We start from the raw sequence: 24185 nt of genomic DNA, 5'->3' as shown, positions 1-24185 counted from the left end.
CGCTTTTAGGTCAGCGCGCGCGGGCTTGCAATTGTGGTGGCGCTAACGAACGCTCCCCCGGTCATCCCTTGAGCGCGGCGACCCCGGGCAGATCCTTGCCTTCCATCCATTCGAGGAAGGCGCCCCCCGCGGTGGAGATATAGGTGAAGTCCTCCGCCGCCCCCGCGCGGTTGAGCGCCGCCACGGTATCCCCGCCTCCGGCCACCGACACGAGCTTGCCTTCGCGGGTGCGCGCGGCGGCATGGCGCGCGGCGGCATTCGTGGCGGCATCGAACGGCGCGATCTCGAAGGCGCCGAGCGGGCCGTTCCAGATCAGCGTCTTCGCGTTGTCCAGCACCTGCGCCACGCGCCGAACGCTTTGCGGCCCCGCATCGAGGATCATCGCGTCATCGGGGCATAGATGCACGGCCACCGTCTCGTTCTCGGCATTCTCGACGAAGTCGCGCGCGACGACGATATCGGCGGGCAGGATGATCTCGCAGCCGCTCGCCGCGGCCTTCGACATGATCTCGCGCGCCGTCGCGGCCATGTCGTGCTCGCACAGCGACTTGCCCACATGAAGGCCCTGCGCGGCCAAAAAGGTATTGGCCATGCCGCCCCCGATCACGAGGCTGTCGACCTTGCTCACCAGATTGCCCAGCAGATCGAGCTTGGTCGAGACTTTGGCGCCGCCGACCACCGCCACGACGGGCCGCTTGGGACGGCTGAGCGCGGCCTCGAGCGCCTCGAGCTCGGCCTGCATGAGGCGGCCCGCGCAGGACGGCATGAGATGCGCGATGCCGGTCGTGCTCGCATGGGCGCGGTGCGCGGCGGAGAACGCATCGTTGCAATAGACGTCGCCCAGCGCCGCGAGACGCGCGGCGAAATCTGCGTCATTGGCCTCCTCGCCGGGATTGAAGCGGATGTTCTCCAGAAGCAGCACCTCGGCGGCCTCCGCCTCTGCGGTGAGGTTCTCGGCGCCGTCCAGCGTCTCGATGAGGCGCACGGAATGGCCCAGCGCCTTTTCGAGCGCCGGGATCACGACGCGCAGCGACAGATCGAGCACGACCTTGCCCTTGGGCCGCCCGAAATGCGCGATCAGGATAGGGCGCCCGCCCTTGGTCAGGATATCCTCGATGGTCGGCACGATCCGCTCGATCCGGGTGGCGTCGGTCACGCGCCCGCCCTCGACCGGCACGTTGATATCGACCCGGACCAGCACGCGTTTGCCCGCAAGGTCCATGTCGTCGAGGGTCTTCCAGCTCATGTCGCTCTCCTTGGCCGTGCTCGGTCGCCGCCCGTCTTGGCGCGGCGCCGCGCCTGCGTCAAGACGGGCGCGCTTGGCAAGCCCTGCCCGAGCGCCTAGATATTGCAGCGACGCATTTCAAACAGGAGGCCCTTTCCATGGCCGAGATCAAAGACCCCGAGAACACGATCCTGATCGAGCTGAAGGACGGCACCGTCGCCATCGAGCTTCTGACCGACGTGGCCCCCGGCCATTCCGCCCGCATGAAGGAGCTCGCGCGCAGCGGCGCCTACGACAATGTCGCGTTCCACCGGGTGATCGACGGCTTCATGGCCCAGACGGGCGACGTGCAGAACGCCAATATGGAAAAGGATTACAACCCGCGCGCTGCAGGCACCGGCGGCAGCGATCTGCCTAATCTCAAGGCCGAATTCTCGAAGATCCCGCATGATCGCGGCACGCTGGGCGCGGCCCGCTCGGCCAATCCCGATTCCGCGAACAGCCAGTTCTTCATCAATTTCAAGGACAACCATTTCCTGAACGGGCAATACACCGTCTATGGCCGCGTCATCCAGGGGATGGAGCATGTCGATGCTATCGCCCGCGGAGAGCCGCCCGCGAATCCCGACCGCATGATCAGCGTCAAGGTGGCCGCCGATGCGTAACCTTCTTGCCGCCATCCTGATGACCGCCGCCGCACCGGCGCTGGCCACGGGTCTCGAGATCGACATCGCGGGCGAGGCGAACGGCACGGTCACCATCGACCTCTTCGAGGACCTGGCTCCCGCGCATGTCGCACAGATCACGTCCCTCGCCGACGAGGGCGCCTATGACGGCGTCGTCTTTCACCGCGTGATCGACGGCTTCATGGCCCAGACGGGCGATGTGCAATTCGGCAAGCTCGAGGGCGGCGACATGAGCCGCGCCGGCATGGGCGGCAGCGCCCTGCCCGATCTCGAGGCCGAATTCTCCGACCAGCGCTTCGAGGAAGGCATCGTCGGGATGGCCCGGAGCCAGAGCCCCGACAGCGCGAACAGCCAGTTCTTCATCATGTTCGGCCCCGAGCCGCGTCTGAACGGCCAATACACCGTGGTCGGCAAGGTCACGGACGGCATGGACGTGGTGAACGCGATCAAGCGCGGCACCGGCGGCAACGGCGCCGTGATCGGCCAGCCCGACGTGATGACCGACGTGCGCGTCACGGACTGATCTTGGCCGCAGAGCTTTCAGTCACGGGCGATGCGCCGCAGAGCGGGCTTCAGCCCGTGGCTGACGATATCTGGCTGATCGACGGGCTTGCGCGGCGGATACGGGGCATGCCCTACCCAGCGCGTTGCACGGTCATCCGCCTCGCAAGCGGCGCTCTTTGGGTGCATGCGCCCGTTCCCCTCACGGACGATCTGCGCGCGGCGCTTAATGCGCTCGGCCCGGTCCAGCACCTCGTCGCGCCCAGCCCCTTGCAGACCGCGCATGTCGCCGAGTGGCAGACCGCCTTCCCGGAGGCGCAGACCCATGCCGCGCCCGGCGCGGCGGAGCGTGCGGAGAAAGCCGGCACGCCTTTCGCGGCCCAGCACGAGCTCGGCGCCATCCCGCCGGGCGCATGGGCGGGGGAGATCGAGCAACTCATGGTCGAAGGCTCGCGCGTTCACCGCGAGGCGGTGTTCTTTCACCGCGCCTCTCACACGCTGATCGTGGCGGACCTGCTGCACAATCTCGAAACGGCCAAGCTCCCCGCATGGATGCGCCCCTTCATCTGGATCGCCGGAACGGATGACAGCGATGGCAAGATGCCCCTCGGGCTTCGGCTGAGCTTTCAAAAGGGCCCGCTCGCGGAGTCGGTCGAGCGCATGATCGCATGGGCGCCGCGCCGCCTCGTCCTCGTGCATGGGCGCTGGTACAGGCGCGATGCGGCGGGCGAATTGCGCCGTGCCTTTCGGCGCATCCTGCGCGACCGCGAATGGACCGCCGTGATGAATCGCATCGAGGAAGATCGCCAACGGCAGGGCGATTGATCCCGCTCTGCTTTTTCTTGGTGGAAATACCCAAGCGATGCCCGCTCAACGGCGCGCGGCCAGCCTCGTTTATCGCATCCAGATTTCAACCCGGCGATTGGCGCGGCGGCCCCATTCGCTGTCGTCGCAGGCCATCGGCATCGCCTCGCCGAAGGCTTCGGTCTCGAGCGTCAGCCGGTCGAGTTCCGCGGTCTCCGCCATTCGGATGACCGCCTCGCGCACCGTGTCGGCGCGGCGCAGGGCGATGGCACGATTGCCGCTCGCCGGACCTTCGCCATCGGAAAAGCCGACGAAAACGAGCCGGCGGCCATCGTAGAAACCGCTCTCGAGCGCTCGGGCGAGGCTTTCCACATTCGAGCGCGATTGCGCGTCGAGCCGCGCCGAGCCGGGCTCGAAGCGGAAGGTCGTCGTGAGCCGTTTGAGCGGGCTGAGCACCTGCACCATGCGCTGAAGGTCCTCGAGGGTCACATCCTCGCCCGCGCGCAGGACCGCATTGGCGAAGCGGTCACCCTGCTCGTCGATGACGATCTCCTCGGGGAGCTGATCGACGAACCCGGCGCGCCGGATCACGAGCTGCGCCGCAGGCTCGCGGGTGAAGGCGAGAAACTCGCGCATCATCTTGGGCAGGCGGCGCGCAGGCAGGTAGAGGAACATCGGCGCGGTCAGCGGATAATCCTCGGTCTTGATCGCGCGGCGCGTCGCCGTCATGCCGAAGCCGCAATCGCCGGTCAGCGCCAGCTCGAACGTCAGCCCCTTTTCCGAGCGGCTGCCGACACCGATGGCGAAGGGATCCTGCGCCACGGCCTCGGCGAGCGCCTGCCCGTCGAGATGGCGGATGGCGTCCTCGGCGAAGGTTTCACCCTCGCCGCGCAGCATCTGCCGCTCGGTCGATTGGCCGAGGCCCGTGGTCGCGTCGTGCAGATGCACGGCAATGGGCGCATCCGGCCCGCCGAGCGGGGTCCAGTCCCTGATCTCGCCGGTCAGAACCTTCGCCAGTTGCGGCGTCGTGATCTGCGTGACCGGATTGCCCGCCGAGACGAGCGGCACCAGCGCATCGAGCGCCAGAACCCGGCTGCGCCGCGCGTCGCGCAGATCGCCGAGGCCCACCTCGCGCCCCCGGATCGCTTCGGCGCGGGTCACTTCGCGCAGGGACATGGCCATGTCGGCCTCACCGGCCAGAAGATCGGCGAAACCCTCGTCGGTGTTGGTCAGGCGCAGGTTGAACCGCCCGCGCGCCTCACCGCTCTCGGGATCGGAAAGCGTGTAGGCGAATGCGATGTCGGAGCTGTTTTCACGCGACAGCTCGAGCCCTTCGCGCAACGCGAAGGCCTCGATCAGGGCGGGCATGAGCACCCGCCCGATCGTGGGCGCGCCGGACATGGTGGCTTCGGCGACGAAGGCGCTGAGATTGGGGCATCCGGGCCCCTCGCAGAGCACGCCCGATCCATCGACGGTCAATTCGCCATAGATCGTGTCGACGCGGTAGAACTCGCCGTCGAAACCCAGCAGATCACCGGTGATCGTCACATCGCCGTCGCGCGAGGTCAGGGTCACGTCCTGCGCGGTTGCGGAAAAGGCGGCGAGACAAGGAAAAAGTGCGGCGAGGATCGCCGCACGTAGCTGTGTCATCGATGGGCCCTCGATCCGCCGCGTCAGTTGCGGGCGATGGTGAGGTCATTCAGCAGATTTTTCAACACCAGAAAATCTCCGGCGGCATCGCATTCGGGCATCATGAGCGTCAGGTCCTGCACCTTGAGCCCGCCTCCCGCCTGCATCTGAAGCGCCTGCGCCTCGATATCGCGGTTGCAATTGCCCGCCGTCACCTCGGCCTCGACATGAAGGGCGATCTGCCCATCCCGGCCTTCGAGCAGACTGGGGAAGGTATAGACCTCGGCGCGCAGGGCATCGGGCTGGGCGGCATCGCCCAGCTGGGTCAGAAATCCGCGATCGCCATCCGCCGCAGCGGCCACATCGCGCGCCGCACCGGCCCAGACATGACCGTCCTCGTCGTAATCGGCACCGAATTCGAGCGCGTGAAGTTGCACGCCGCTGTCGCCCTGCCATTGCACCGCGACGCGCTGATAGGCGTCGAGGCTCTCGACCTCGGCATTGGCGACGGCACCCTCGCCATTGGCGAAGGCCGCGATGAAGGCCGCCTGGCGCGACAGGGCCGGGACGAGCATGCTCGCATGGCCGCCATCATCGGTCACTTCGGTGAACATCATGCCGTTGTGGTGAAGCGTGAAACGCTCGCGCGGGGCGCAGGGCGCATCGAGCGCGAGGGTCACCATCGCGCCGGGGGCCACATCGGCCGTCAGGCTGTAATCGCAGGACAAGCCGGGTGCAGGCTCTTCGGCGGGCAATGCGTCCGTCGCGGTGAGCGCATCACCCTCGCCCAGCGCCGCTTGGCGGTCGTCCGGAAGCTCGGGCAGGGCCGCGGGGGCCGGGACGGCCTTGGGGAGTTGCGGGGCTGCCGAGGTGAGCGTGATGGACGACAGCTCGACCGCTCCGGCACCGGCGAGCACAGGCGCCTGACCGCCCAGCGCGCCATGCTCGTCACCCAGGCTAGGGGCGGCGGGGGCCGCGTCCTGCGCCACAGGGGGCACGGCGCTGCGCGACTGCATGTAGTGACCGGCGCCCAGCGCCAGGGCCAGCGTTCCGCATCCAAGGGCGATCATCTTGAGCTTTTGCATCTTGATCCTCCACTCACCATAAACGGCGGGTCTCGCGAAGGATTTAGCTGCACAAAAGGGCGTGCGTGTGGCGCTGCTTGGGAGTCATTCGGGCCGCACGGTGGCGGCCCGATGATTTTCGGCGCTGTTCAGGCGATGCGGCCGTGGCAATGCTTGAACTTGAGACCGGACCCGCAGGGGCAGGCCGAATTGCGGCTTGGATTGCCCCAGGTGGAGCGATCGTTCTCGTCGAAGCCCTCGATCGCGGCCGTCGCCGGACGCTGCGCGACGTCGCGGCCGTCCTCCTTAGGCTCGGCCGCCTCGGTCTGCGCCTTGAGCGCGGCGCGCTCCTGAATCATCTTTTGCAGCATCGCCTGCTGATCGGCCTCCGAGACCGGCTGAACCTGGCTCAGCTTCTGCGTCACGTCCTGGCGCAGGCTGTCCAGCATGGACTCGAAAAGCGTGAACGCCTCGTTCTTGTATTCGTTCAGCGGATCGCGCTGCGCATAACCGCGAAAGCCGACGACACTGCGCAGATGCTCGAGCGTCAGAAGATGCTCGCGCCACTTGGTGTCGATGGTCTGAAGCAGAAGCTGCTTCTCCACCTGCCGCATATTGGCGGGGCCGAAATCGACGGCCTTCTTCGCCATCATCTCGTCGGCGTGCTTCTCGATGCGCTCGGCGACATCCTCGTCATCGACACCGTCCTCGTCGCCCCAGGCCTGAACTGGCAGGTCCATGTTGAGCTGCTCGAGAATGGCGTCGTGAAGCCCGTCCATGTCCCATTGATCGGCATAGGTCTTGGGCGGCATGTATTGATAGACCAGATCGTCGATCACCTCGGCGCGCATGTCCTTGACGATCTCGCTCAGGTCATCGGCGCGCATGATGTCGAGGCGCTGCTTGAAGATCACCTTGCGCTGCTCGTTCATCACATCGTCGAACTTCAGGAGCTGCTTGCGGATGTCGAAGTTGCGGCCCTCGACCTTCGCCTGCGCGCGCTCGAGCGATTTGTTCACCCACGGATGGATGATCGCCTCGTCCTCTTTCATGCCGAGGCCCGACAGCACCTTTTCAAGACGCTCGGAGCCGAAAATGCGCATCAGGTCATCGTCCAGCGACAGGAAGAACGAGGATTGCCCAGGATCGCCCTGACGGCCCGACCGGCCGCGAAGCTGGTTGTCGATGCGGCGGCTCTCGTGCCGCTCGGTCGCGAGAACGAAGAGGCCGCCCGCGTCCTTGACGGCCTGTTCCTCGGACTTGTGGCCTTCTTCGATGCGGGCGCGGATCTCGGCGGGATCGCCTTCGGGATCGGCGGCGATCGCCTCCATGATCTTCATGTCGATGTTGCCGCCCAGCTTGATGTCGGTGCCGCGACCGGCCATGTTCGTCGCGATGGTGACGGCGCCCAGCTTGCCCGCATCGCCGACGATCTGCGCTTCCTTCTCGTGCTGGCGGGCGTTCAAGACATTGTGCTTGATCCCCGCCTCGTCGAGCATGCGGCTCAGCGTTTCGGATTTCTCGATGGAGGTGGTGCCGACGAGCGTGGGCTGGCCCTTTTCGTGCGCTTCCTTGATCTCCTCGATCACGGCCTTGTATTTCTCGGCGGTGGTGCGGAAAACCGCATCGTCCTTGTCGATCCGCGCGATCGGGCGGTTCGTGGGCACGGCGACGACGCCGAGGCCGTAGATCTCGGCGAATTCGTCGGCCTCGGTCATGGCGGTGCCGGTCATGCCCGACAGCTTGTCGTAAAGGCGGAAATAGTTCTGGAAGGTGACCTGTGCCAGCGTCACGTTCTCGGGCTTGATATCGACGCCCTCCTTGGCCTCGATCGCCTGATGCAGACCGTCCGAGAGGCGACGGCCCGCCATCATGCGGCCCGTGAATTCGTCGATCAGCACGACCTCGCCGTCGCGGACGATGTAGTCCTTGTCCTTCTGGAAGAGCTTGTGCGCGCGCAGACCCTGATTGACGTGGTGCACGATGGTCGTGCTTTCGGGATCGTAGAGCGACTGGTCCTCGGGCAGGATCTCGCGCTCGACAAGAAGCTTCTCGAGGAATTCGTTCCCCTCGTCGGTGAAGGTCACGCCCCGCGTCTTTTCGTCGACGGTGAAATGCTCTTCGGCCAATTCGGGGATCAGCTTGTCGATGGAGATGTAAAGCTCGCTGCGGTCCTGCGCGGGGCCGGAGATGATGAGGGGCGTGCGCGCCTCGTCGATCAGGATGCTGTCGACCTCGTCCACGATGGCATAGTGATGGCCGCGCTGGCTCATCTGGCTCAGCTCGGATTTCATGTTGTCGCGCAGATAGTCGAAGCCCAGCTCGTTATTGGTGGCGTAGGTCACGTCGCAGGCATAGGCGCGCTGCTTCTCGTCCTCGGGCTGATTGGGATAAACGACGCCCGTGCTCATGCCGAGCGCGCCGAAGACAGCACTCATCCAGTCGGCGTCGCGCTTGGCGAGGTAGTCGTTCACCGTGACGACATGCACACCCTTGCCGGTCAGCGCATTGAGATAGGCGGGGAAGGTGGCGACGAGCGTCTTGCCCTCGCCGGTCTTCATCTCGGAGATGTTGCCCTGATGCAAAAAGATGCCGCCCATGAGCTGCACGTCGAAAGCGCGCAGGCCCAAGGCCCGGCGCGCAGCCTCGCGGCAGTTGGCGAAGGCTTCGGGCAAGAGCGCATCGAGGCTCTCGCCGTTCTGCAGGCGGCCGCGCAACTCGTCGGTTTTCGCGATGATTCCGGCGTCGTCCAAGGCCGAGATTTCAGGCTCCAGAGCGTTGATCTTTTCGATGAGAGGGCGTGTCGCCTTGACCTTCCGGTCATTCTGCGTGCCGAACACCTTTCGGGCGACCGTTCCTAATCCCAGCATGTGCAATCCGTTCCCGTCCTGTGATTTCTTCGCATTCGGCAATGCCTTGTCCCGTTTCGATTGCACCCCTATGTCGGGAGGGGTATCAGCGGGATATGCCTTTATTCAAAGGCGATGTAAGCGCCTGCTGTCTTAGTGTCAACGTCGCGCACCCCGCGCGGCACAAGCCGACGGAAACTGTGAAGGAACGTCCCATGCTCGACCGTATCAAACCGATTGCCACCTGCGCCATGCTGATGGGGGCACTCGGTGCCGCTCCGGTCATCGCTCAGGACACATCCGGCGACGAGGCGCCGACCGCCGACACCGTCGTCGCCACCGTGGACGGCACCGAGATCACGCTGGGTCACATGCTGATCCTGCGCGCGGGCCTGCCCGAGCAATTTCAGCAAGTCCCCGCCGATGTCCTCTTTCCCGGCATTCTCGACCAGCTGATCCAGCAGACGCTTCTGGCCGACGCGCATGAGGGCGAGTTGCCCCGCCGCTCGGCCCTTGCGCTCGAGAACGAGCGCCGCGCGCTGATCGCCTCCGAAGAGATGGCGAAAATCGCCGAGGCCGCCGTGACGGATGAAGCGATCCAGACCTATTTCGACGAGAATTACGCCAATGCCGAGCCGGTGACCGAGTACAACGCCGCGCATATCCTCGTCGAGACCGAGGAAGAGGCGCAAACCCTCGTCGAAGAAGCGCGCGGCGGCGCCGATTTCGGTGCGCTGGCCGAAGAGCATTCGACCGGCCCCTCCGGCCCCTCGGGCGGCGCGCTCGGCTGGTTCAGCGAAGGCATGATGGTCGAGCCCTTCCAGGCCGCCGTCGAAGGCATGCAAGCGGGCGCGATCAGCGATCCCGTCCAGACCCAATTCGGCTGGCATGTCATCAAGCTGAACGAGACCCGCGCCAAGGATGCGCCCGAACTCGAGGAGGTGCGCGCCGAAATCGTCGAGTCGCTGCGCCAGCAGGCGATCGAGCAGCGCGTGACCGAGCTTCAGGACGAGGGCGATATCGAGCGCACCGCCGGCGACGAGATGGACCCGCAAGTGCTCAATCAGCTCGACCTTCTCGAAGAGTGACACACCGTGGGCAAGATCACCTCCGTCTCGCCTCTGGCGCCCGCCGCATTTCCCGACCTCCCCGTCATCGAGGGTGTTCGTTTCGCCAGTATCGCGGCCGGCGTGCGCTATGAGGGGCGCACCGATGTGATGCTGGCGCATCTCGCGCCGGGGAGCACCGTCGCGGGGGTGTTCACCCGCTCGGCCACCCGCTCGGCCCCGGTGCTCGACTGCCAATCCAAGATCGCCCGCGGCGGCGACGAGGGCGCGGCGATCATCGTGAACTCGGGCAACTCGAACGCCTTCACCGGCGCGCGGGGTGTCGAGTCGGTGCGCGAGGTGACGGGCGCCGTGGCGAAGGTGCTGGGCCTGCCCGCGCATCGCGTCTTCTCCTCCTCGACCGGCGTGATCGGTGAGCCGATGAAGCACGAGCGCATCGTCGCCGTTCTGGACAAGCTGAAGGATGCGCTCCGGGAAGACGGGCTCGAAGAGGCCGCCCGCGCCATCATGACCACGGACACCTTCCCCAAGGGTTCGGCCACCGAGATCGAGATGGACGGCAAGACCGTGCGCATCGCCGGGATCGCCAAGGGATCCGGGATGATCGAGCCCGATATGGGCACGATGCTGGTCTATATCTTCACGGATGCCGCCGTGCCGCAGCCGGTGCTGCAATCCATGGTCTCGGCGCTGAATCGCACCACGTTCAACTGCATCACGGTGGACAGCGACACGTCGACATCCGACACCCTTCTGGTCGGCGCGACCGGCGCGTCGGGCGTTCAGGTGAGCGAGCATTCCATCGGCTTCATGGAAGGTCTTCGGCGCGTCATGCTCGATCTCGCCCAGCAGGTCGTGCGCGACGGCGAGGGCGCGACGAAGCTGGTCGAGATCAACGTGACCGGCGCCGCCAGCGATGCCGATGCGCATCGCCACGCCAAATCGATCGCGAATTCGCCTCTCGTCAAGACCGCCATCGCGGGCGAGGACGCGAATTGGGGCCGCGTCGTGATGGCCGTCGGCAAATCCGGCGCGCGCGCCGATCGCGACACGCTCTCGATCTGGTTCGGCGATCTGAAGGTGGCCGAGAACGGCTGGGTCAGTCCCGACTACGACGAGGCGGCGGCTTCGGCCTATATGAAGCGTCAGGAATTGGCGATCCACGTCGATCTCGGTCTCGGTGGCGGCACCGCCCGCGTCTGGACCTGCGATTTGACGCACGGATATATCGACATCAACGCCGATTATCGCTCGTGACGGGAGCGCGTGTATGAAGACCGTGCTCGTCTCGGCTGTCGCGCTGATCGACGCGGACGGCCGGATCCTTCTGGCGCAGCGGCCCGAAGGCAAGTCGATGGCGGGCCTCTGGGAGTTTCCGGGCGGCAAGGTCGAGCCCAGCGAGACACCCGAGGCGGCACTGATCCGGGAGCTGCAGGAGGAACTCGGGATCGACACCTGGGCCAGCTGCCTCGCGCCGCTGACCTTCGCCAGCCATAGTTACGAGACGTTCCATCTGCTCATGCCGCTTTTCGCCTGCCGCAAGTGGGAAGGCATCATTCAAGGGCGAGAGGGGCAGGCGCTCAAATGGGTCTACCCGTCGAAGTTGCGCGACTATCCCATGCCGCCAGCCGATATTCCCCTTATCCCCATACTCCGGGACTGGCTCTGACTGCTGCACTTTGGCGCATAGCGAGTCTCTTTAGATAGCAAAATATCTGTGCCACTCTACGTTAAGGCGAGGTAACGTTAAGTCATGAACGCTACCCGGCGCGAGTCGCGTCGCCAGATCAACATGAGTGGGGGATTACATCATGTATCGCACGATCAAGATCGGAAGCTGCACACTGATCCAGGGTATCTTCGTCGGTGAGCTGCCTGACGGGCGCATCCAGATCGCGGATGGCAACCGGATCTATTGCGGCATTCCGGTCAGCCGGGCCGCCTGAGACGCCTCGGGCAACCGGCCCCGGTCACCACACGAAAAAGGGCGCCCAATCGGGCGCCCTTTTCCATGTCCGGATCTCGGCGAGGATCAATCGAGCGTCCGCGTGATCTCTTCGCGCTCGAAAATCTCGATGACGTCCTCCGGGCGGATATCCTCGTATTTCTCGAACGCCATGCCGCATTCCTGGCCCGACTGAACCTCAGCCACTTCGTCCTTGAAACGCTTGAGCGTCTTGAGCGTGCCTTCGTGGATGACCACGTCGTCGCGCAGCAAGCGAACGCCCGCAGAGCGGCGCGCGACGCCCTCGGTGACGAGACAGCCGGCGACCTTGCCGACGCCCGTGACCTTGAAGACTTCCTTGATCTTGGCGTAGCCGATGAACTTCTCGCGGATCTCGGCACCCAAGAGGCCGGAGGCGGCCGCCTTGATGTCGTCCACGAGGTCGTAGATCACCGAGTAATAGCGGATCTCGACGCCCTTCTGGTTGGCGCTCTGGCGGGCCGGAGCGTTGGCACGGACGTTGAAGCCGATGACCGGCGCGCCCGATGCCTCGGCAAGGCCGATATCGCTCTCGGTGATCGCGCCGACGCCCGAATGCAGCACGCGCACGCGCACCTCTTCGTTGCCGATCTTCTCCATCGCCTGGACGATCGCCTCGGCGCTGCCCTGCACGTCCGCTTTGACGAGAATGGGCAGCTCGGCCACGTTCTTGTCCTGCTTGGCCTGCGCCATCATTTGATCGAGCGTCACCGCGGCACCGGCTGCGGCGCGCTTTTCCTTGGCGGCATTGGCGCGGTATTCGGCGATCTCGCGGGCCTGCGCCTCGGTCTCGACGACGTTGAGAACGTCGCCCGCCTCGGGCGTGCCGTTGAGGCCGAGAACCTCGACCGGGACCGACGGACCCGCCTCGTTGACGCGGTCGCCGTGGTCATTGATGAGCGCACGGACCTTGCCGTACTGCTCGCCCACGACGAAGATGTCGCCCCGGCGCAGCGTGCCCTTCTGAATGAGAACGGTGGCGACGGGGCCGCGGCCCACGTCGAGCTGCGCCTCGATCACGGCGCCTTCCGCGGCGCGGTTCGGATTGGCCTTGAGCTCGAGAATCTCGGCCTGAAGGGCGATCGCCTCCAGAAGCTCGTCGAGACCCTTGCCGCTCTTGGCGCTCACCTCGACATCCTGCACGTCGCCCGACATCGCCTCGACGACGACCTCGTGCTGGAGCAGATCCGTGCGCACCTTCTGGGGATTCGCCTCGGGCTTGTCGATCTTGTTGATGGCCACGATCATCGGCACCTTGGCGGCCTTGGCGTGGTTGATGGCCTCGATGGTCTGCGGCATCACCGCGTCATCGGCGGCCACCACCAGCACGACGATATCCGTCACCTGCGCGCCGCGCGCCCGCATGGACGTGAAGGCCGCGTGACCGGGCGTGTCGAGGAACGAGAGCGTCGCGCCGCTGTCGGTCTTGACCTGATAGGCACCGATATGCTGCGTGATCCCGCCCGCTTCGCCGGCCTGAACCTTGGCGTCGCGGATGGCGTCGAGCAGCGATGTCTTGCCGTGATCGACATGGCCCATGATCGTGATGACGGGCGGACGCGGCTGCATGTCTTCGGGCTTGTCCTCAACCTGTGCGATCACATCCTCCACGTCGGCGTCCGAGACGCGCACGACCCGGTGGCCGAATTCCTCGATGATGAGTTCGGCGGTGTCGGCGTCGATCGCCTGGTTCTGCGTCACCATCATGTCGTTCTGCATGAGCGCCTTGACGACGTCGCCCACACGCTCGGCCATGCGCTGCGCCAGTTCCGCGACGACGATGGTCTCGGGAAGCTGCACGTCGCGGATGATCTTCTCGCGCTCCTGGCTGCCGCCCATCGCCTTCTGGCGAGCGCGCTCCTGCTTGTGCTTCATCGCGGCCATGGATTTCTGGCGGCCGCCTTCGCCGCCAGACAGCGCTTGGTTCAGCGTCAGCTTGCCCGAGCGGCGATTGTCGTCGCCCATGCCCTTGCCCTTGGCGGGGCGCTTGCTTTCGGTGTCGCGCTCCTGCGCCTTGCGCGGCGCGCTCGACGGGGCCGATCCGCGCGGGGCCGAACGGGCACCCTCGGGTTCGGCGACCGGAGCGGCGGCGGCGCTGGCGGCGGCGCGGCGCTGGCGCTCGTCCTCTTCTTCCTTGGCCTTGAGCGCCTCGAGACGCTCCTGCTCCTCGCGCTCCTTGGCCTCGGCCTCCTCGCGGCGGCGCAGGCGCTCTTCCTCGCGCTCTTTCTCCTCAGCCTCGCGGCGCGCGGCGTCTTCGCTTTCGCGCGCCTTCGCGGCCTGAAGCGCCTTCATCCGGCGCTCCATCTCGGCATCCGAAATGCCTGCGGGGCGTTTCGAGGGATCACCGACGGGCGCGGGTTTGCCTGCGCCCGCGACGTTGCCCGCACCCGGCTTGGGCACGACCACGCGCTTGCGCTTGGTTTCCACCACGACGTTCTTGGTGCGCCCATGGCTGAAGCTCTGCTTCACGCTCCCGCCACGCGGACCGCCACGAACACCCAAAGTCTTCTTTCCGTCGTTCTCGCTCATCTGGTCTTCTTTCCTTTCCGATGGCCGCTGCCATCGTCCGAGACGCGCAGGCCCTTGAGCCTTGCCGCCTCCTCTACAACACGTTGCGTCAAACCGCCAGCGGACAGTGCCGCGTGGATCGTGGTTTGTCGCCCGAAGGCCTGTCCCAGCTCATCGGCCGTCAGCCAGCCGATGAATGAGCCGAAATGCGGGGTGCTGAGCTTGGACTTGCCGCGCTCGGACCCATCACTGGCCTGCATCAATACCTGCGCCTCTTCCTTGTCGAGGCTTGCCTTGACTTTCTCGTAGCCCGACACGGCGCGCCCGCCCTTGCGCGCGAGGCTGATGAGGTTCACCACCCGCTGCGCCAGAAGACTTTCGACCCAGTCGGCCAGCGCCTCGGGCACCTGCACCGGCTGTTTCGCGGCGCGGGCGAAAAGGCCCTTCTTGGCCGCCTTCTCGAGCGCGGCCCTGTCGGCTGCCACCCAGATCCCCCGGCCCGGCAGCTTTTCGGCCAGATCCGGTGCGATCTGGCCTTCCGGCCCGACCACGAAACGGATCAGGCCGTGTTTCGGTTGCACCTCGCCCGTGGCGATGCATTTGCGCTCCGGACCATCGCTGCGGTCCTTAGTCTCTCCGCCGCGTCCCATCGGGTGCATACCGGAACCTGCGATCAGGCCCCGGCCTCCTCTTCGTCCGCGTCGCCTTCGTCCTCGGCGTCGCCTTCCATTTCGGTCGGGTCGACCCAGCCGAGCAGGACGCGGGCCGTCATCACCATGTCCTGCGCTTCCTCGAGCGACACGTCGAAGGGCTCGAGCAGACCGTCGTCCTTGACGCGCTCGCCGTCCTGCACGGTCCAGCCGCCGGCCAGTTCCCAATCGGCGCAGGTCGCGAAATCCTCGAGCGTCTTCACGCCGTCCTGCGCCAGTGCCAGCACCATCTGGGGCGTCAGACCCTCGAATTCAACCAGGCTGTCTTCGACGCCCAGCTCGCGCGCCTTGTCCAGCGCCTCCTTGGCCTTGGCTTCGAGAATATCGCGGGCGCGGGCCTGAAGCTCGCCGGCGGTGTCCTCGTCGACACCGTCGATCACCAGAAGCTCGTCAAGCTCGACATAGGCCACTTCCTCAAGGTTGGTAAAGCCCTCCGAGACCAGAAGCTGCGCGAAGAACTCGTCGAGATCGAGCGTCTCCATGAAGAGCGCGGTGCGCTCCTCGAATTCCTTCTGGCGGCGCTCGCTATCCTCGGCCTCGGTCATGATGTCGATGTCGAGACCGGTGAGCTGGCTGGCCAGACGCACGTTCTGGCCGCGGCGGCCGATGGCGAGGCTCAGCTGATCCTCAGGCACGACCACGTCGATCTTGCCGGCCTCCTCATCGAGAACGACCTTGCTGACCTCGGCGGGCTGCAACGCGTTCACGAGGAAAGTGGGCTGATCGTCGTTCCACGGGATGATGTCGATCTTCTCGCCCTGAAGCTCGTTCACGACGGCCTGAACGCGGCTGCCGCGCATGCCGACGCAGGCGCCGACCGGATCGATCGAATTGTCGTAGGAGATGACGGCGATCTTGGCGCGGCTGCCGGGATCGCGGGCGACGGCCTTGATCTCGATGATGCCGTCATAGATCTCGGGCACTTCCATCTTGAACAGCTCGGCCATGAATTCCGGCGCAGTTCGCGACAGGAAGATCTGCGGGCCGCGCTGCTCGCGGCGCACATCCTTGATGTAGCAGCGGATGCGGTCGTTCGGGCGGTACGCCTCGCGGCCGATCTTCTCGTTGCGGCGCAGGATGGCTTCGCCGCGGCCCACATCGACGATGACGTTGCCGTATTCCTCGCGCTTGACCAGACCATTGATGATGGTCCCGGCGCGATCCTTGAATTCCTCGAACTGGCGGTCACGCTCGGCTTCGCGGACCTTTTGCAGGATCACCTGCTTGGCCGATTGCGCGGCGATGCGGCCCATCTCGACAGGCGGGACCTCTTCTTCGAAGGTATCGCCGATCTGCGGACCGGCGGCGAAATCCTCGACCGGCTGGCCACCGCGCATCCAGACAGCGCCGCCTTTCTGCGCGGGCTCAAAATAAGGGCGGGCCTGCTCGGCGGTGAACTCGGCCTGGTAATTTTCAACGGCGTCATCCTCGACCACGGTGCGCACGCGGGTGAAGGTCGCGCGACCCGTCTTGCGATCGATGCTGACGCGGATGTCCATCTCGGCGCCATAGCGCGACTTGGCGGCGCGGCTGAGCGATTCTTCCATCGCCTCGACCACCAGACCGGGGTCGATCATCTTTTCGCGGGCGACGGCCTCGGCGGTCTGCAACAGCTCGAGCTGGTTTGCGGATGTGATTGCCATGGATTTCAGTCCTCCTCAGAACCGGTATCTGTCTGGATTTCGTCAAATTCGGTTTCGTTGATGCTGCCCGCCGCCTTGCGCTGGCGCAGCATTTCTCGGATCAGCTCGTCGGTCAGCACCAGCTTGGCGTCGGCCAGCCAGTCGAATTCGAGGCCGATGGTGACGGTCTCGGCGCCCTCTTCGACGTTGATGAGCACCTCGGTGCCCTCTGTCCCGGCCAGAACGCCCTTGAAGCGCTTGCGTCCGTCGATCAGCTCGCTCGTCTCGATCTTGGCCTCGTAGCCTTCGAACGCGTCGAAATCCTTGAGCCGCGTCAGCGGGCGGTCGATGCCGGGGCTGCTGACCTCGAGCGTGTAGGCGTCGGTGATCGGATCCTCGACATCGAGCGTCGCGCTCACCGCCGTGCTGACCGCCGCGCATTCGTCCACCTCGATGCCGCCATCGGGGCGATCGACCATGATCTGAAGCGTGTGATGCTTGCCGCCCATCAGACGCACGCGCACCAGCTCGAGCCCGAGATCCTCGATCACCGGAGTGATGATCTCGGCCAGGCGGCGGTCGATGGCGGCTTTGGCGATAAGGTCGTTGGTCATGGTCTCGTCGATCTGGGTCGGGGCTGTCTGGGTCGGGGCTGTGGTTCAGGCACAAAAAAACGGGCGCGCGGCCCGTCACGAATTCCGGTGGTTTGCCTTGGTGTGGACCCGAGGCGCGCCGCTGTTGAGGGGGATATAGGCGCTCGCGTCCCGAGGTGCAAGCGATTTGCGCCGCCCCCTCGGACCGGGGGCGGCGCCGCTCCGCCTATTCGGCGGCGAAGAGAACCGGAGTCGCGTGCGCGATCACCATCCAATGCGGCGCCTGCGCACCGAAGGCCACGCCCTCGAGGTCGTCCGCGTGCCCGTCGATGGGCCGCGCGGGCGTCATCGCCGGACGGGCGCGCCAGACCGCCTGCTCGGCCTTCGGCAGACGCGGCAGGCTCCGCTCGGCGACCAGCAGCGATTCGACCGGCAGGTTCGCGACGCCGAGGATCTCATGCGTCTCGAGCAGGATGTTGTAATATTCCGCGCTGGCCACGCCCCGCATCCGGCGCACACCGCGCAAGCCGGTCAGCTTGCAGGCCGCGACGAGACGCTCCTCGCCGGTAGCCGTATCGCGCATCATGACGCGGTGCTGCGGCGAAAGGCGCACATCCTGCGCCGGTATCCCGTCGCCCAGCGCCCCTGCGGCGATCAGCACGGGACGGCGCCGGTCTTCGCGATCCCGGAAGACGCGGGTTTCGTGCAGCATCATGCGCACCCGCGCCGCGCCGCCGTCACGGGTCAGCACCATGTCGCCTTCGCGCAGATGCTCGACCGCGACGGGGCCGCGCGCCGTCTCGACCGGCATGCCTGCGCAGATGCAGATGGGGCCGTTCACCGATTCCACGTTGGCGGGGCGCAGATCACCCTTCGAGACGTTCTGAAGGCGCAGCGTGTTGCCGTTGTCGAAGGTGAAGAGCGTGTCGGCGCCGTCTTGCGTCATGCGCGCCTCGGCATCGCGGAAACGCGCGATCTCGGCCATGTCGAAGGCGAGACGATCATTCACCACGTCGAAATCGCTGATGACGTCGTCACCATTGCCGTCTCTGACGACGTAGCGATCCGCGCCCGCGCCGCCCGCCATCGTGTCGTTTCCGGTGCCGCCCGACAGCGTATCGTCGCCTTCGTCCCCGAGAAGCTGGTCATCGCCCGCGCCGCCCGAGACCGAATCGCGGCCGTCCCCGCCCTTGACCACGTCGTTGCCCTCGTCGCCGCCGACGGTGTCGTCGCCTGCGCCGCCATCGATGAGGTCGTTGTCCACCCCGCCGGCGATCCGATCATTCCCGGCATCGCCATAAAGCGTATCGTTTCCGCCCAGCCCGTCGATGGTATCGTTGTCCGCGCCGCCGTAGATCAGATCCTCGTCTGCGCCACCACCGATGCTGTCGTTGCCCGTGCCGCCATAGATCGTATCGCGGCCTTCCTCGCCGCCGAGGAAATCGTTGCCGTCGTCGCCGTAGATCAGATCGTTGCCGGTGCCGCCGCCGCCGGTGTCATTGCCCCCGCCGCCATAGATCGTGTCGTTTCCCGCGTCGCCGAAGAAACGGTCGTCGCCGTCTCTCGCGAACATAAGGTCACTGCCTTCTCCACCGTCCAGCGTGTCGCGGCCGGCGCCGGCGTCCAACGAGTCGGCGCCTTGGTTGCCGGCGAGGTAATCGTTGCCTTCACCGCCCAAGAGCACATCGTTGCCCTCGTTACCGTAGAGGTCGTCATCCCCCGCCTCTCCGATTATGGTGTCGTTGCCGAGGCCGCCGCCGACGAGATCGTCACCGGCACCCGTGCGGATGGCGTCATTCCCATCGTCGCCCCAGACCACGTCATTTTCGGCGCCGGTGATGATCGTGTCGTTTCCGCTGGTGCCGCTTACAAATGCCACGTGCGCTCTCCGCTTTGGTTGCAAGAGAGATAACGGATTCAGGTTGCGCGCATCTTACGCACTCAACCGAATTTTATCTTAAGATACCTACAGTTCTAACGATGCAGGCGCGCGCGCAGCCCGTCCATGACGCGTATTAGCTCGGCGCTGATCCCCGGCTCGCTGAGCGCGTGGCCCGCGACGGGGATCATGTGCAGGCGGCAGCCGTGCCACGCGTTCGAGAGCGCATGCGCCGTGACGGGCGGGCAAATCATGTCGAAGCGGCCCTGCACGATCGTGCCGGGCACGTGGCGGAGGCTTTCGACATTGTCCATGATCCAGCCGTCATGCGCGAGAAAGCCGCCGTTGATGAAGTAATGATTTTCGAGCCGCGCAAAGGCGCGCGCGTATTCGGCGGGGCTGTCCCCGCCCGCCCCGGTCGAGCGGACCGTCGCCAGCGCGTTCTCCCACCCGCTCCAGGCCTTGGCGTGCAGCACCTCGGTATGGTGATCGCCGGAAAAGAGCCGCTTGTGATAGGCGGCGATCATGTCGCCGCGCTCGTCCTCGGGAATGAGCCCCTCGAAGCGGGCCCAGGTCTCGGGCCAGAACATGCCCGCGCCGCCGCCATAGAACCAGTCGAGCTCGGCCCGCGTCATGGTGAAGACGCCGCGCAGCACCAGATGGAGGCAGCGCGTGGGATGGGTGATGCCGTAGATCAGCGCGAGGGTCGCGCCCCAGCTTCCGCCGAAGACGGCCCAGCGCTCGATGCCGAAGGTCGTGCGGATCAGCTCGATATCGTCCACGAGATGCCAGGTCGTGTTCGCCTCGACCGAGGCATGCGGGCGCGAGCGGCCGCAACCGCGCTGATCGAAGAGGATTATGCGGTAGATGGCGGGATCGAAATAGCGGCGCATCGCGGGGCTGCACCCGCCGCCGGGGCCGCCATGCAGGACCACGACGGGAATACCGTCCGCATTGCCGGACTGCTCGACATAGACCTCATGACCGTCGCCGACATCCAGCATGCGCCGGTCAAAAGGCTCGATCGGCGGATAGAGATACTGGACTGCGCTTTTCGGTCCCGAGATTTTATCCATGACCGCCCTATGTTATCAGACGCGATCAAATGAACACACGGAGAGCGGAATGCAAAGGGCAGCATCCACGATAGACGATGCCGAAGTCGCCAAATTCCAGGCCATGGCCGAGGAGTGGTGGGACCCCACCGGAAAGTTCAAGCCGCTGCACATGATGAACCCGTGCCGGCTGGATTACATCACGCAGCAAATCGCCGCCGAGTTCGAGCGTGATCTGAGCGCGGATGCGCCCTTCGCCGGGCTGCGCATCCTCGATATCGGCTGCGGCGGGGGCCTTCTGGCCGAGCCCATGGCGCGGCTGGGCGCCGATGTGGTCGGCGCCGACGCCGCCGAGCGCAACATCCCGGTGGCCCGGCTTCACGCCAAGCAATCGGGACTCGAGATCGACTATCGCCACACCACCGCCGAGGCGCTGGCCGAGGCGGGCGAGCGGTTCGATGCCGTGCTCAACATGGAAGTGGTCGAGCATGTGGCCGATCCGCTGGCCTATCTGACGGCCTGCCACGATCTGCTGAAACCCGGCGGGCTTCAGATCTGCTCGACGCTGAACCGCAACCCGAAAAGCTATGTCATGGCCATCATCGGCGCCGAGCATGTGATGCGCTGGCTGCCCAAGGGCACGCATGACTGGAAAAAATTCATCACGCCCGACGAGCTTTACGATCTGCTGCGGCAGGCAGGGCTGGAGCCGGTGGACCGCAAGGGCTTCGTTTTCAACCCGATCAGCTGGAAATGGTCGATCTCGGACCGGGATCTGAGCTGCAATTACGTCACCGCGAGCCGCCGTCCGGACGCGGCCTAATCCTTGGGCTCGAGCCGGGCACGCAGGCTGCGCAGGACCGGAAGGGCCGCGCGCACCTTGTCGTCCCCCAGCTCGGTCACGACCTCCGAGATGAGGGGCGTGATCGCGTCGAGCGCGGCATCGCGGGCCTTGCGCCCGGCCGGGCTGATCGACACGCGCTTGCGGCGGGCATCGTCCCAATCCGGCCGGATATGGACGTATCCGGCCCATTCCAGCTTGTGCAGCGTGTTGGTCATCGCGCCACGCGTGACGTGAAAGCTCTTGGCAAGCTCGGCGGGGGTACGCTCCAGCCCGGCGCGGGCGAGGTGGTTCAGCACCGAGAAATGCGAGACCTCCATGCCCTTGGGCAGAATGCGGCTCAGCTGGTTGCGAATGAGCTGGTCGTTCGTGAGGATCTCGCTGAAAAGCGCGACGGCAAGCGAATTGGTGCGCGCATCATCCATCAGGGTCCGCCGAATTCCACATCATGCATCAGCGCCGGGATGCGCTGACGCGCTTGTGCCACTTCGGGAAGGTGCAGATCAACGTAAATCACCCCCGTGCCCTCGCCGCCATCCGCCAGCACGTCGCCCCACGGCCCGACGGCGAGGCTGTGCCCATAGGTCCGGCGCGGCGCGCCGCCGGCGGCTTCGTGGGTGCCGGTCTGCGCCGGGGCCAGCACGAAGGCGCCCGTCTCGATCGCCCGCGCGCGCAGGAGCATGTGCCAATGCGCGGCGCCCGTGACCTGCGAGAAGGCAGAGGGCACCGTCAGGATGCGCGCGCCCTTCTGCGCGAGGCCGCGGTAGAGATGCGGGAACCGGATGTCGTAGCAGATCGTCATGCCGACAGGGCCGAACGGCGCTTGGGCCAAGACCGCTCTTGTGCCGGGGCGATAACCTGCGGATTCGCGATAGCTCTCGCTGTCGCTGATCGTCACGTCGAACATGTGAATCTTGTCGTAGCGCGCCACGATGGCACCGTTGGGCGCGACGAGGAACGAGCGGTTGGCGAAGCGCCCGTCCGCATCCGAAGTCTTGAGCGCGAGCGAGCCTATCAGGAGCCAGACGCCCCGCCGCGACGCGAGATCGCGCAGCGCGGCGAGCGTGATGTCCTCCGCCTCCGTTTGAAGCACCTCCAGCTGGCGGCTACGGCTCGCAGAGACGCAATTCGTCACCTCGGGCGTCAGGATGAAGTCGGCGCCGCCGTCCGCCGCCTCCTGGATCAGCGCGGCGGTCAAGGGCAGGTTGCGCGCCGGATCGTCACCGCTGCACAGCTGGATCAGCGCGGCCTTCATCCCTTCAGGAGGGCGTCCAGCTTGCCGGCCCGGTCGAGCGCATAGAGATCGTCGCAGCCGCCGACATGCACTTCGCCCACGAAGATCTGCGGCACGGTGCGCCCGCCATTGGCACGCTGCGTCATCTCGGCGCGGCGCTCGGGCTGGCGCGCGATGTCGATCTCGGAGAAGTTCACCCCTTTTTGCGACAGGAGCCGCTTGGCGGCGGTGCAGAAGCCGCAGAGCGGCGAGGTATAGATATCGACGGCGGGCATGGAACGCTCCTTGAATTCAGGCTTCGTGCTGAACCTAGGCATCCTTGGACGCGCGCGCCAGTACCAGAATATTCACGCCGGCGGCCCCGGCGGCGAGGCAGGCCTCCGCCCCGGCCGCGAGAGTCGCGCCCGAGGTCATCACGTCATCGACGAGGAGGACATGCCGTCCCGCAACGATGATACGTCGGCGCGGATGCACCCGGATCGTGCCCTCCATCGTTGCGAAACGCGCATCGCGCCCCATCCCGCCCAGCGTCGGCGTGGCGCGCGGCCGGACCAGCAGATCGGGGCAATCGGGGCGATCCAGCGCACGCGCCACCGCGCGCGACAGCAGCGCCGACTGGTTGTAGCGCCGCCTGAGCAGGCGAAACCAGTGGAGCGGGATGGGAGCGATCAGCGTATCGGGCTGCAAGAGGGGCTGCGCTGCGCGCGCCATCCAGAGGGCGGCGGGCCGGACGATATCATGCCTGTCGCCGTGTTTGAGCTTGAGCACCATCTTGCGCCCGTTCCCGGCATACCGCACCGCCGCGCGGCCCGCGCCCCAGGGGCGATGGATGCGCAAGCAATCGTCGCAGTTCAGGAGATCCTCCGGCGCGTCGGGCCCGGCGGGCAAGGGGGTGCCGCAGCCGTTGCAGACCTGCCCCGCGATGAAGGGTGTATCGCGCCAGCACGCACCGCAGAGGCCGAAATCGCTGTCCACGAGATCGCCGCAGAGCGAGCAGCGCGCGGGATAGATCAGCCGGATGGCGGATTGAAACCGGTCGGCCTTCATCTATATGTCGCCCCCATGACCAAGGCATTCCACCCATGACCCGGACGCTCACCGATCGCGGCGCCCTCCTGCGCCAGCGCGCCCGCGCAGAGCGGCGCGGTGCGGCGCTGTTCCTGCACGATGCGGCCATCGCCGAAGTGCAGGATCGTCTGGAGATGGTTAACAAAGCGTTTACCGCTCCCGCCCTCGTCACCGGCTGGCCCGATCACTGGCGCGATGTGATTGGTGGCGCGACCATCGTGCCCGATGACGAGACGCTCGCGCTCGAGCCCGAGGCGCATGATCTGGTGGTGCATGCGATGGCGATGCATTGGGCGAACGATCCCGTCGGGCAGCTCATCCAATGCCGCAGGGCGTTGCGGCCCGATGGCCTCTTTCTCGGCATCATGCCGGGCGGCACCACATTGCACCAGTTGCGCGCCAGTCTCGCGCAGGCGGAGGCTGAGGTGACGGGCGGCCTTTCGCCGCGCGTCGTGCCGACCGCAGAGGTGCGCGATCTGGGCGGGCTTCTGCAACGGGCGGGCATGACGCTCCCGGTGGTGGACAGTGTGCCGCTCAGCGCCAGCTATGCCGACATGACCGCCCTGATGCGCGATCTGCGCGCCATGGGCGAGGGCAACGCGATGGAGGCCCGCGCGCGTAAATTCACCCGCCGCGCGGTTTTCGAGCGGGCCGGCGAGATCTATGCCCAGAGCTTCGGAACCGAGGACGGGCGCATAGGCGCCACCTACGATCTGATCTGCCTCACCGGCTGGTCGCCCGACGCCTCGCAGCCGCAACCGCTGCGCCCCGGCTCGGCCAAGGCCCGGCTGGCCGACGCGCTCGGCACGAACGAGACGCCTTTGCGCGATTGACCCCCGCGCCCATTCGCTTATGTCGGCCCATGA

General features: G+C 66.1%; 23 protein-coding genes. 9 read left to right on the top strand and 14 right to left on the bottom strand.

What is annotated here, in order from left to right:
• Positions 1-61: 61 nt before the first annotated feature.
• Positions 62-1246 carry a phosphoglycerate kinase gene (locus ACGRVM_RS12055; protein ID WP_377171963.1) on the bottom strand — a complete coding sequence of 395 codons (1185 nt, stop codon included), beginning with the start codon at positions 1244-1246 and terminating at the stop codon, positions 62-64.
• Between the two features lie 137 nt (positions 1247-1383).
• On the opposite strand from ACGRVM_RS12055, the gene ACGRVM_RS12050 reads away from it, so the two are divergent.
• The 3 genes from ACGRVM_RS12050 to ACGRVM_RS12040 are packed head-to-tail and all read left to right on the top strand — an operon-like array spanning position 1384 to position 3237.
• Positions 1384-1890 carry a peptidylprolyl isomerase gene (locus ACGRVM_RS12050; RefSeq protein ID WP_377171961.1) on the top strand — a complete coding sequence of 169 codons (507 nt, stop codon included), beginning with the start codon at positions 1384-1386 and terminating at the stop codon, positions 1888-1890.
• Positions 1883-2434 carry a peptidylprolyl isomerase gene (locus ACGRVM_RS12045; protein WP_377171959.1) on the top strand — a complete coding sequence of 184 codons (552 nt, stop codon included), beginning with the start codon at positions 1883-1885 and terminating at the stop codon, positions 2432-2434. Before ACGRVM_RS12050 ends, ACGRVM_RS12045 begins: the two co-directional genes overlap by 8 nt.
• Positions 2435-2436: 2 nt before the next feature.
• Positions 2437-3237, top strand: a complete 801-nt coding sequence (locus ACGRVM_RS12040; RefSeq protein WP_377171957.1) for a DUF4336 domain-containing protein — start codon at positions 2437-2439, stop codon at positions 3235-3237.
• A 69-nt stretch (positions 3238-3306) separates the two neighbouring features.
• Here ACGRVM_RS12040 and ACGRVM_RS12035 read toward each other — a convergent pair whose 3' ends face one another.
• The 3 genes from ACGRVM_RS12035 to secA all read right to left on the bottom strand — a co-directional run bounded on the left by ACGRVM_RS12035 (position 3307) and on the right by secA (position 8779).
• Positions 3307-4866 carry a substrate-binding domain-containing protein gene (locus ACGRVM_RS12035; protein ID WP_377171955.1) on the bottom strand — a complete coding sequence of 520 codons (1560 nt, stop codon included), beginning with the start codon at positions 4864-4866 and terminating at the stop codon, positions 3307-3309.
• Positions 4867-4889: 23 nt separating this feature from the next.
• The gene (locus ACGRVM_RS12030) at positions 4890-5930 is read right to left on the bottom strand and encodes a hypothetical protein (protein WP_377171953.1); all 1041 of its coding nucleotides are present in this window, start codon (positions 5928-5930) and stop codon (positions 4890-4892) included.
• Positions 5931-6058: 128 nt separating this feature from the next.
• Positions 6059-8779, bottom strand: a complete 2721-nt coding sequence (gene secA, locus ACGRVM_RS12025; protein ID WP_377171951.1) for a preprotein translocase subunit SecA — start codon at positions 8777-8779, stop codon at positions 6059-6061.
• A 194-nt stretch (positions 8780-8973) separates the two neighbouring features.
• Between secA and ACGRVM_RS12020 the strand changes: the two genes are divergently transcribed.
• The 4 genes from ACGRVM_RS12020 to ACGRVM_RS12005 all read left to right on the top strand — a co-directional run bounded on the left by ACGRVM_RS12020 (position 8974) and on the right by ACGRVM_RS12005 (position 11771).
• On the top strand, positions 8974-9846 hold the full coding sequence (locus tag ACGRVM_RS12020; RefSeq protein ID WP_377171949.1) for a peptidylprolyl isomerase: 873 nt from the start codon (positions 8974-8976) through the stop codon (positions 9844-9846).
• Positions 9847-9852: 6 nt separating this feature from the next.
• Positions 9853-11082 carry a bifunctional glutamate N-acetyltransferase/amino-acid acetyltransferase ArgJ gene (gene argJ, locus ACGRVM_RS12015; RefSeq protein WP_377171947.1) on the top strand — a complete coding sequence of 410 codons (1230 nt, stop codon included), beginning with the start codon at positions 9853-9855 and terminating at the stop codon, positions 11080-11082.
• Between the two features lie 13 nt (positions 11083-11095).
• Complete coding sequence (gene mutT / locus ACGRVM_RS12010; RefSeq protein WP_377171945.1) at positions 11096-11494, top strand: 8-oxo-dGTP diphosphatase MutT; 399 nt, start codon at positions 11096-11098, stop codon at positions 11492-11494.
• Between the two features lie 142 nt (positions 11495-11636).
• Positions 11637-11771 carry a hypothetical protein gene (locus ACGRVM_RS12005; protein WP_377171943.1) on the top strand — a complete coding sequence of 45 codons (135 nt, stop codon included), beginning with the start codon at positions 11637-11639 and terminating at the stop codon, positions 11769-11771.
• 86 nt (positions 11772-11857) lie between these two features.
• Here the strand turns inward: ACGRVM_RS12005 and infB are convergent, their stop codons facing one another.
• From infB to pip, 6 genes are all read right to left on the bottom strand, one after another.
• Positions 11858-14338: a translation initiation factor IF-2 gene (gene infB, locus ACGRVM_RS12000; protein WP_394624057.1), complete on the bottom strand. Its 2481-nt coding sequence runs from the start codon at positions 14336-14338 to the stop codon at positions 11858-11860.
• A complete protein-coding gene (locus tag ACGRVM_RS11995; RefSeq protein WP_377171939.1) occupies positions 14335-14967 on the bottom strand; it encodes an RNA-binding protein in 633 nt (210 codons plus the stop codon). The genes infB and ACGRVM_RS11995 overlap by 4 nt, the downstream gene beginning before the upstream one ends.
• Positions 14968-14990: 23 nt before the next feature.
• Positions 14991-16670: a transcription termination factor NusA gene (gene nusA / locus ACGRVM_RS11990; protein WP_377171937.1), complete on the bottom strand. Its 1680-nt coding sequence runs from the start codon at positions 16668-16670 to the stop codon at positions 14991-14993.
• Positions 16671-16675: 5 nt separating this feature from the next.
• Positions 16676-17263: a ribosome maturation factor RimP gene (gene rimP / locus ACGRVM_RS11985; RefSeq protein WP_377171935.1), complete on the bottom strand. Its 588-nt coding sequence runs from the start codon at positions 17261-17263 to the stop codon at positions 16676-16678.
• 205 nt (positions 17264-17468) lie between these two features.
• Positions 17469-19121 (bottom strand): Hint domain-containing protein, encoded by a 1653-nt coding sequence (locus ACGRVM_RS11980; RefSeq protein ID WP_377171933.1) that lies wholly within the window; start codon positions 19119-19121, stop codon positions 17469-17471.
• A 95-nt stretch (positions 19122-19216) separates the two neighbouring features.
• Positions 19217-20197 carry a prolyl aminopeptidase gene (pip, locus tag ACGRVM_RS11975; protein ID WP_377171931.1) on the bottom strand — a complete coding sequence of 327 codons (981 nt, stop codon included), beginning with the start codon at positions 20195-20197 and terminating at the stop codon, positions 19217-19219.
• Positions 20198-20246: 49 nt separating this feature from the next.
• Between pip and ubiG the strand changes: the two genes are divergently transcribed.
• On the top strand, positions 20247-20999 hold the full coding sequence (gene ubiG, locus ACGRVM_RS11970) for a bifunctional 2-polyprenyl-6-hydroxyphenol methylase/3-demethylubiquinol 3-O-methyltransferase UbiG (protein ID WP_377171929.1): 753 nt from the start codon (positions 20247-20249) through the stop codon (positions 20997-20999).
• Here ubiG and ACGRVM_RS11965 read toward each other — a convergent pair.
• The 4 genes from ACGRVM_RS11965 to ACGRVM_RS11950 are packed head-to-tail and all read right to left on the bottom strand — an operon-like array spanning position 20996 to position 23298.
• Entirely contained in the window at positions 20996-21442 is a 447-nt protein-coding gene (locus ACGRVM_RS11965) for a MarR family winged helix-turn-helix transcriptional regulator (protein WP_377171927.1), read from the bottom strand. The two genes, ubiG and ACGRVM_RS11965, sit on opposite strands and share 4 nt — an antisense overlap.
• Positions 21442-22272: a carbon-nitrogen hydrolase family protein gene (locus ACGRVM_RS11960; protein WP_377171925.1), complete on the bottom strand. Its 831-nt coding sequence runs from the start codon at positions 22270-22272 to the stop codon at positions 21442-21444. The genes ACGRVM_RS11965 and ACGRVM_RS11960 overlap by 1 nt, the downstream gene beginning before the upstream one ends.
• Positions 22269-22526, bottom strand: coding sequence for a glutaredoxin 3 (grxC, locus tag ACGRVM_RS11955; protein WP_377171923.1), 258 nt, complete (start codon positions 22524-22526; stop codon positions 22269-22271). Before grxC ends, ACGRVM_RS11960 begins: the two co-directional genes overlap by 4 nt.
• Positions 22527-22560: 34 nt before the next feature.
• The gene (locus tag ACGRVM_RS11950; protein ID WP_377171921.1) at positions 22561-23298 is read right to left on the bottom strand and encodes a double zinc ribbon domain-containing protein; all 738 of its coding nucleotides are present in this window, start codon (positions 23296-23298) and stop codon (positions 22561-22563) included.
• A 35-nt stretch (positions 23299-23333) separates the two neighbouring features.
• Between ACGRVM_RS11950 and ACGRVM_RS11945 the strand changes: the two genes are divergently transcribed.
• Positions 23334-24152: a methyltransferase domain-containing protein gene (locus tag ACGRVM_RS11945; RefSeq protein ID WP_377171919.1), complete on the top strand. Its 819-nt coding sequence runs from the start codon at positions 23334-23336 to the stop codon at positions 24150-24152.
• Positions 24153-24185 lie beyond the last annotated feature (33 nt).

This window comes from Roseovarius aquimarinus, from assembly GCF_043661195.1.
Classification (GTDB): Bacteria; Pseudomonadota; Alphaproteobacteria; order Rhodobacterales; family Rhodobacteraceae; genus Roseovarius; species Roseovarius aquimarinus.
Note: the sequence above shows the minus strand (reverse complement) of the source record. Positions and strands in the feature narration are given on the sequence as shown.

Bases quoted from the DNA above. Each gene is read 5' to 3' on its own strand.
- ACGRVM_RS12055 (WP_377171963.1), bottom strand. From the start codon at position 1,246: ATGAGCTGGAAGACCCTCGACGACATGGACCTTGCGGGCAAACGCGTG.
- ACGRVM_RS12050 (WP_377171961.1), top strand. From the start codon at position 1,384: ATGGCCGAGATCAAAGACCCCGAGAACACGATCCTGATCGAGCTGAAG.
- ACGRVM_RS12045 (WP_377171959.1), top strand. From the start codon at position 1,883: ATGCGTAACCTTCTTGCCGCCATCCTGATGACCGCCGCCGCACCGGCG.
- ACGRVM_RS12035 (WP_377171955.1), bottom strand. From the start codon at position 4,866: ATGACACAGCTACGTGCGGCGATCCTCGCCGCACTTTTTCCTTGTCTC.
- ACGRVM_RS12030 (WP_377171953.1), bottom strand. From the start codon at position 5,930: ATGCAAAAGCTCAAGATGATCGCCCTTGGATGCGGAACGCTGGCCCTG.
- secA (WP_377171951.1), bottom strand. From the start codon at position 8,779: ATGCTGGGATTAGGAACGGTCGCCCGAAAGGTGTTCGGCACGCAGAAT.
- ACGRVM_RS12020 (WP_377171949.1), top strand. From the start codon at position 8,974: ATGCTCGACCGTATCAAACCGATTGCCACCTGCGCCATGCTGATGGGG.
- mutT (WP_377171945.1), top strand. From the start codon at position 11,096: ATGAAGACCGTGCTCGTCTCGGCTGTCGCGCTGATCGACGCGGACGGC.
- ACGRVM_RS12005 (WP_377171943.1), top strand. From the start codon at position 11,637: ATGTATCGCACGATCAAGATCGGAAGCTGCACACTGATCCAGGGTATC.
- infB (WP_394624057.1), bottom strand. From the start codon at position 14,338: ATGAGCGAGAACGACGGAAAGAAGACTTTGGGTGTTCGTGGCGGTCCG.
- ACGRVM_RS11995 (WP_377171939.1), bottom strand. From the start codon at position 14,967: ATGGGACGCGGCGGAGAGACTAAGGACCGCAGCGATGGTCCGGAGCGC.
- nusA (WP_377171937.1), bottom strand. From the start codon at position 16,670: ATGGCAATCACATCCGCAAACCAGCTCGAGCTGTTGCAGACCGCCGAG.
- rimP (WP_377171935.1), bottom strand. From the start codon at position 17,263: ATGACCAACGACCTTATCGCCAAAGCCGCCATCGACCGCCGCCTGGCC.
- pip (WP_377171931.1), bottom strand. From the start codon at position 20,197: ATGGATAAAATCTCGGGACCGAAAAGCGCAGTCCAGTATCTCTATCCG.
- ubiG (WP_377171929.1), top strand. From the start codon at position 20,247: ATGCAAAGGGCAGCATCCACGATAGACGATGCCGAAGTCGCCAAATTC.
- ACGRVM_RS11965 (WP_377171927.1), bottom strand. From the start codon at position 21,442: ATGGATGATGCGCGCACCAATTCGCTTGCCGTCGCGCTTTTCAGCGAG.
- ACGRVM_RS11960 (WP_377171925.1), bottom strand. From the start codon at position 22,272: ATGAAGGCCGCGCTGATCCAGCTGTGCAGCGGTGACGATCCGGCGCGC.
- grxC (WP_377171923.1), bottom strand. From the start codon at position 22,526: ATGCCCGCCGTCGATATCTATACCTCGCCGCTCTGCGGCTTCTGCACC.
- ACGRVM_RS11950 (WP_377171921.1), bottom strand. From the start codon at position 23,298: ATGAAGGCCGACCGGTTTCAATCCGCCATCCGGCTGATCTATCCCGCG.
- ACGRVM_RS11945 (WP_377171919.1), top strand. From the start codon at position 23,334: ATGACCCGGACGCTCACCGATCGCGGCGCCCTCCTGCGCCAGCGCGCC.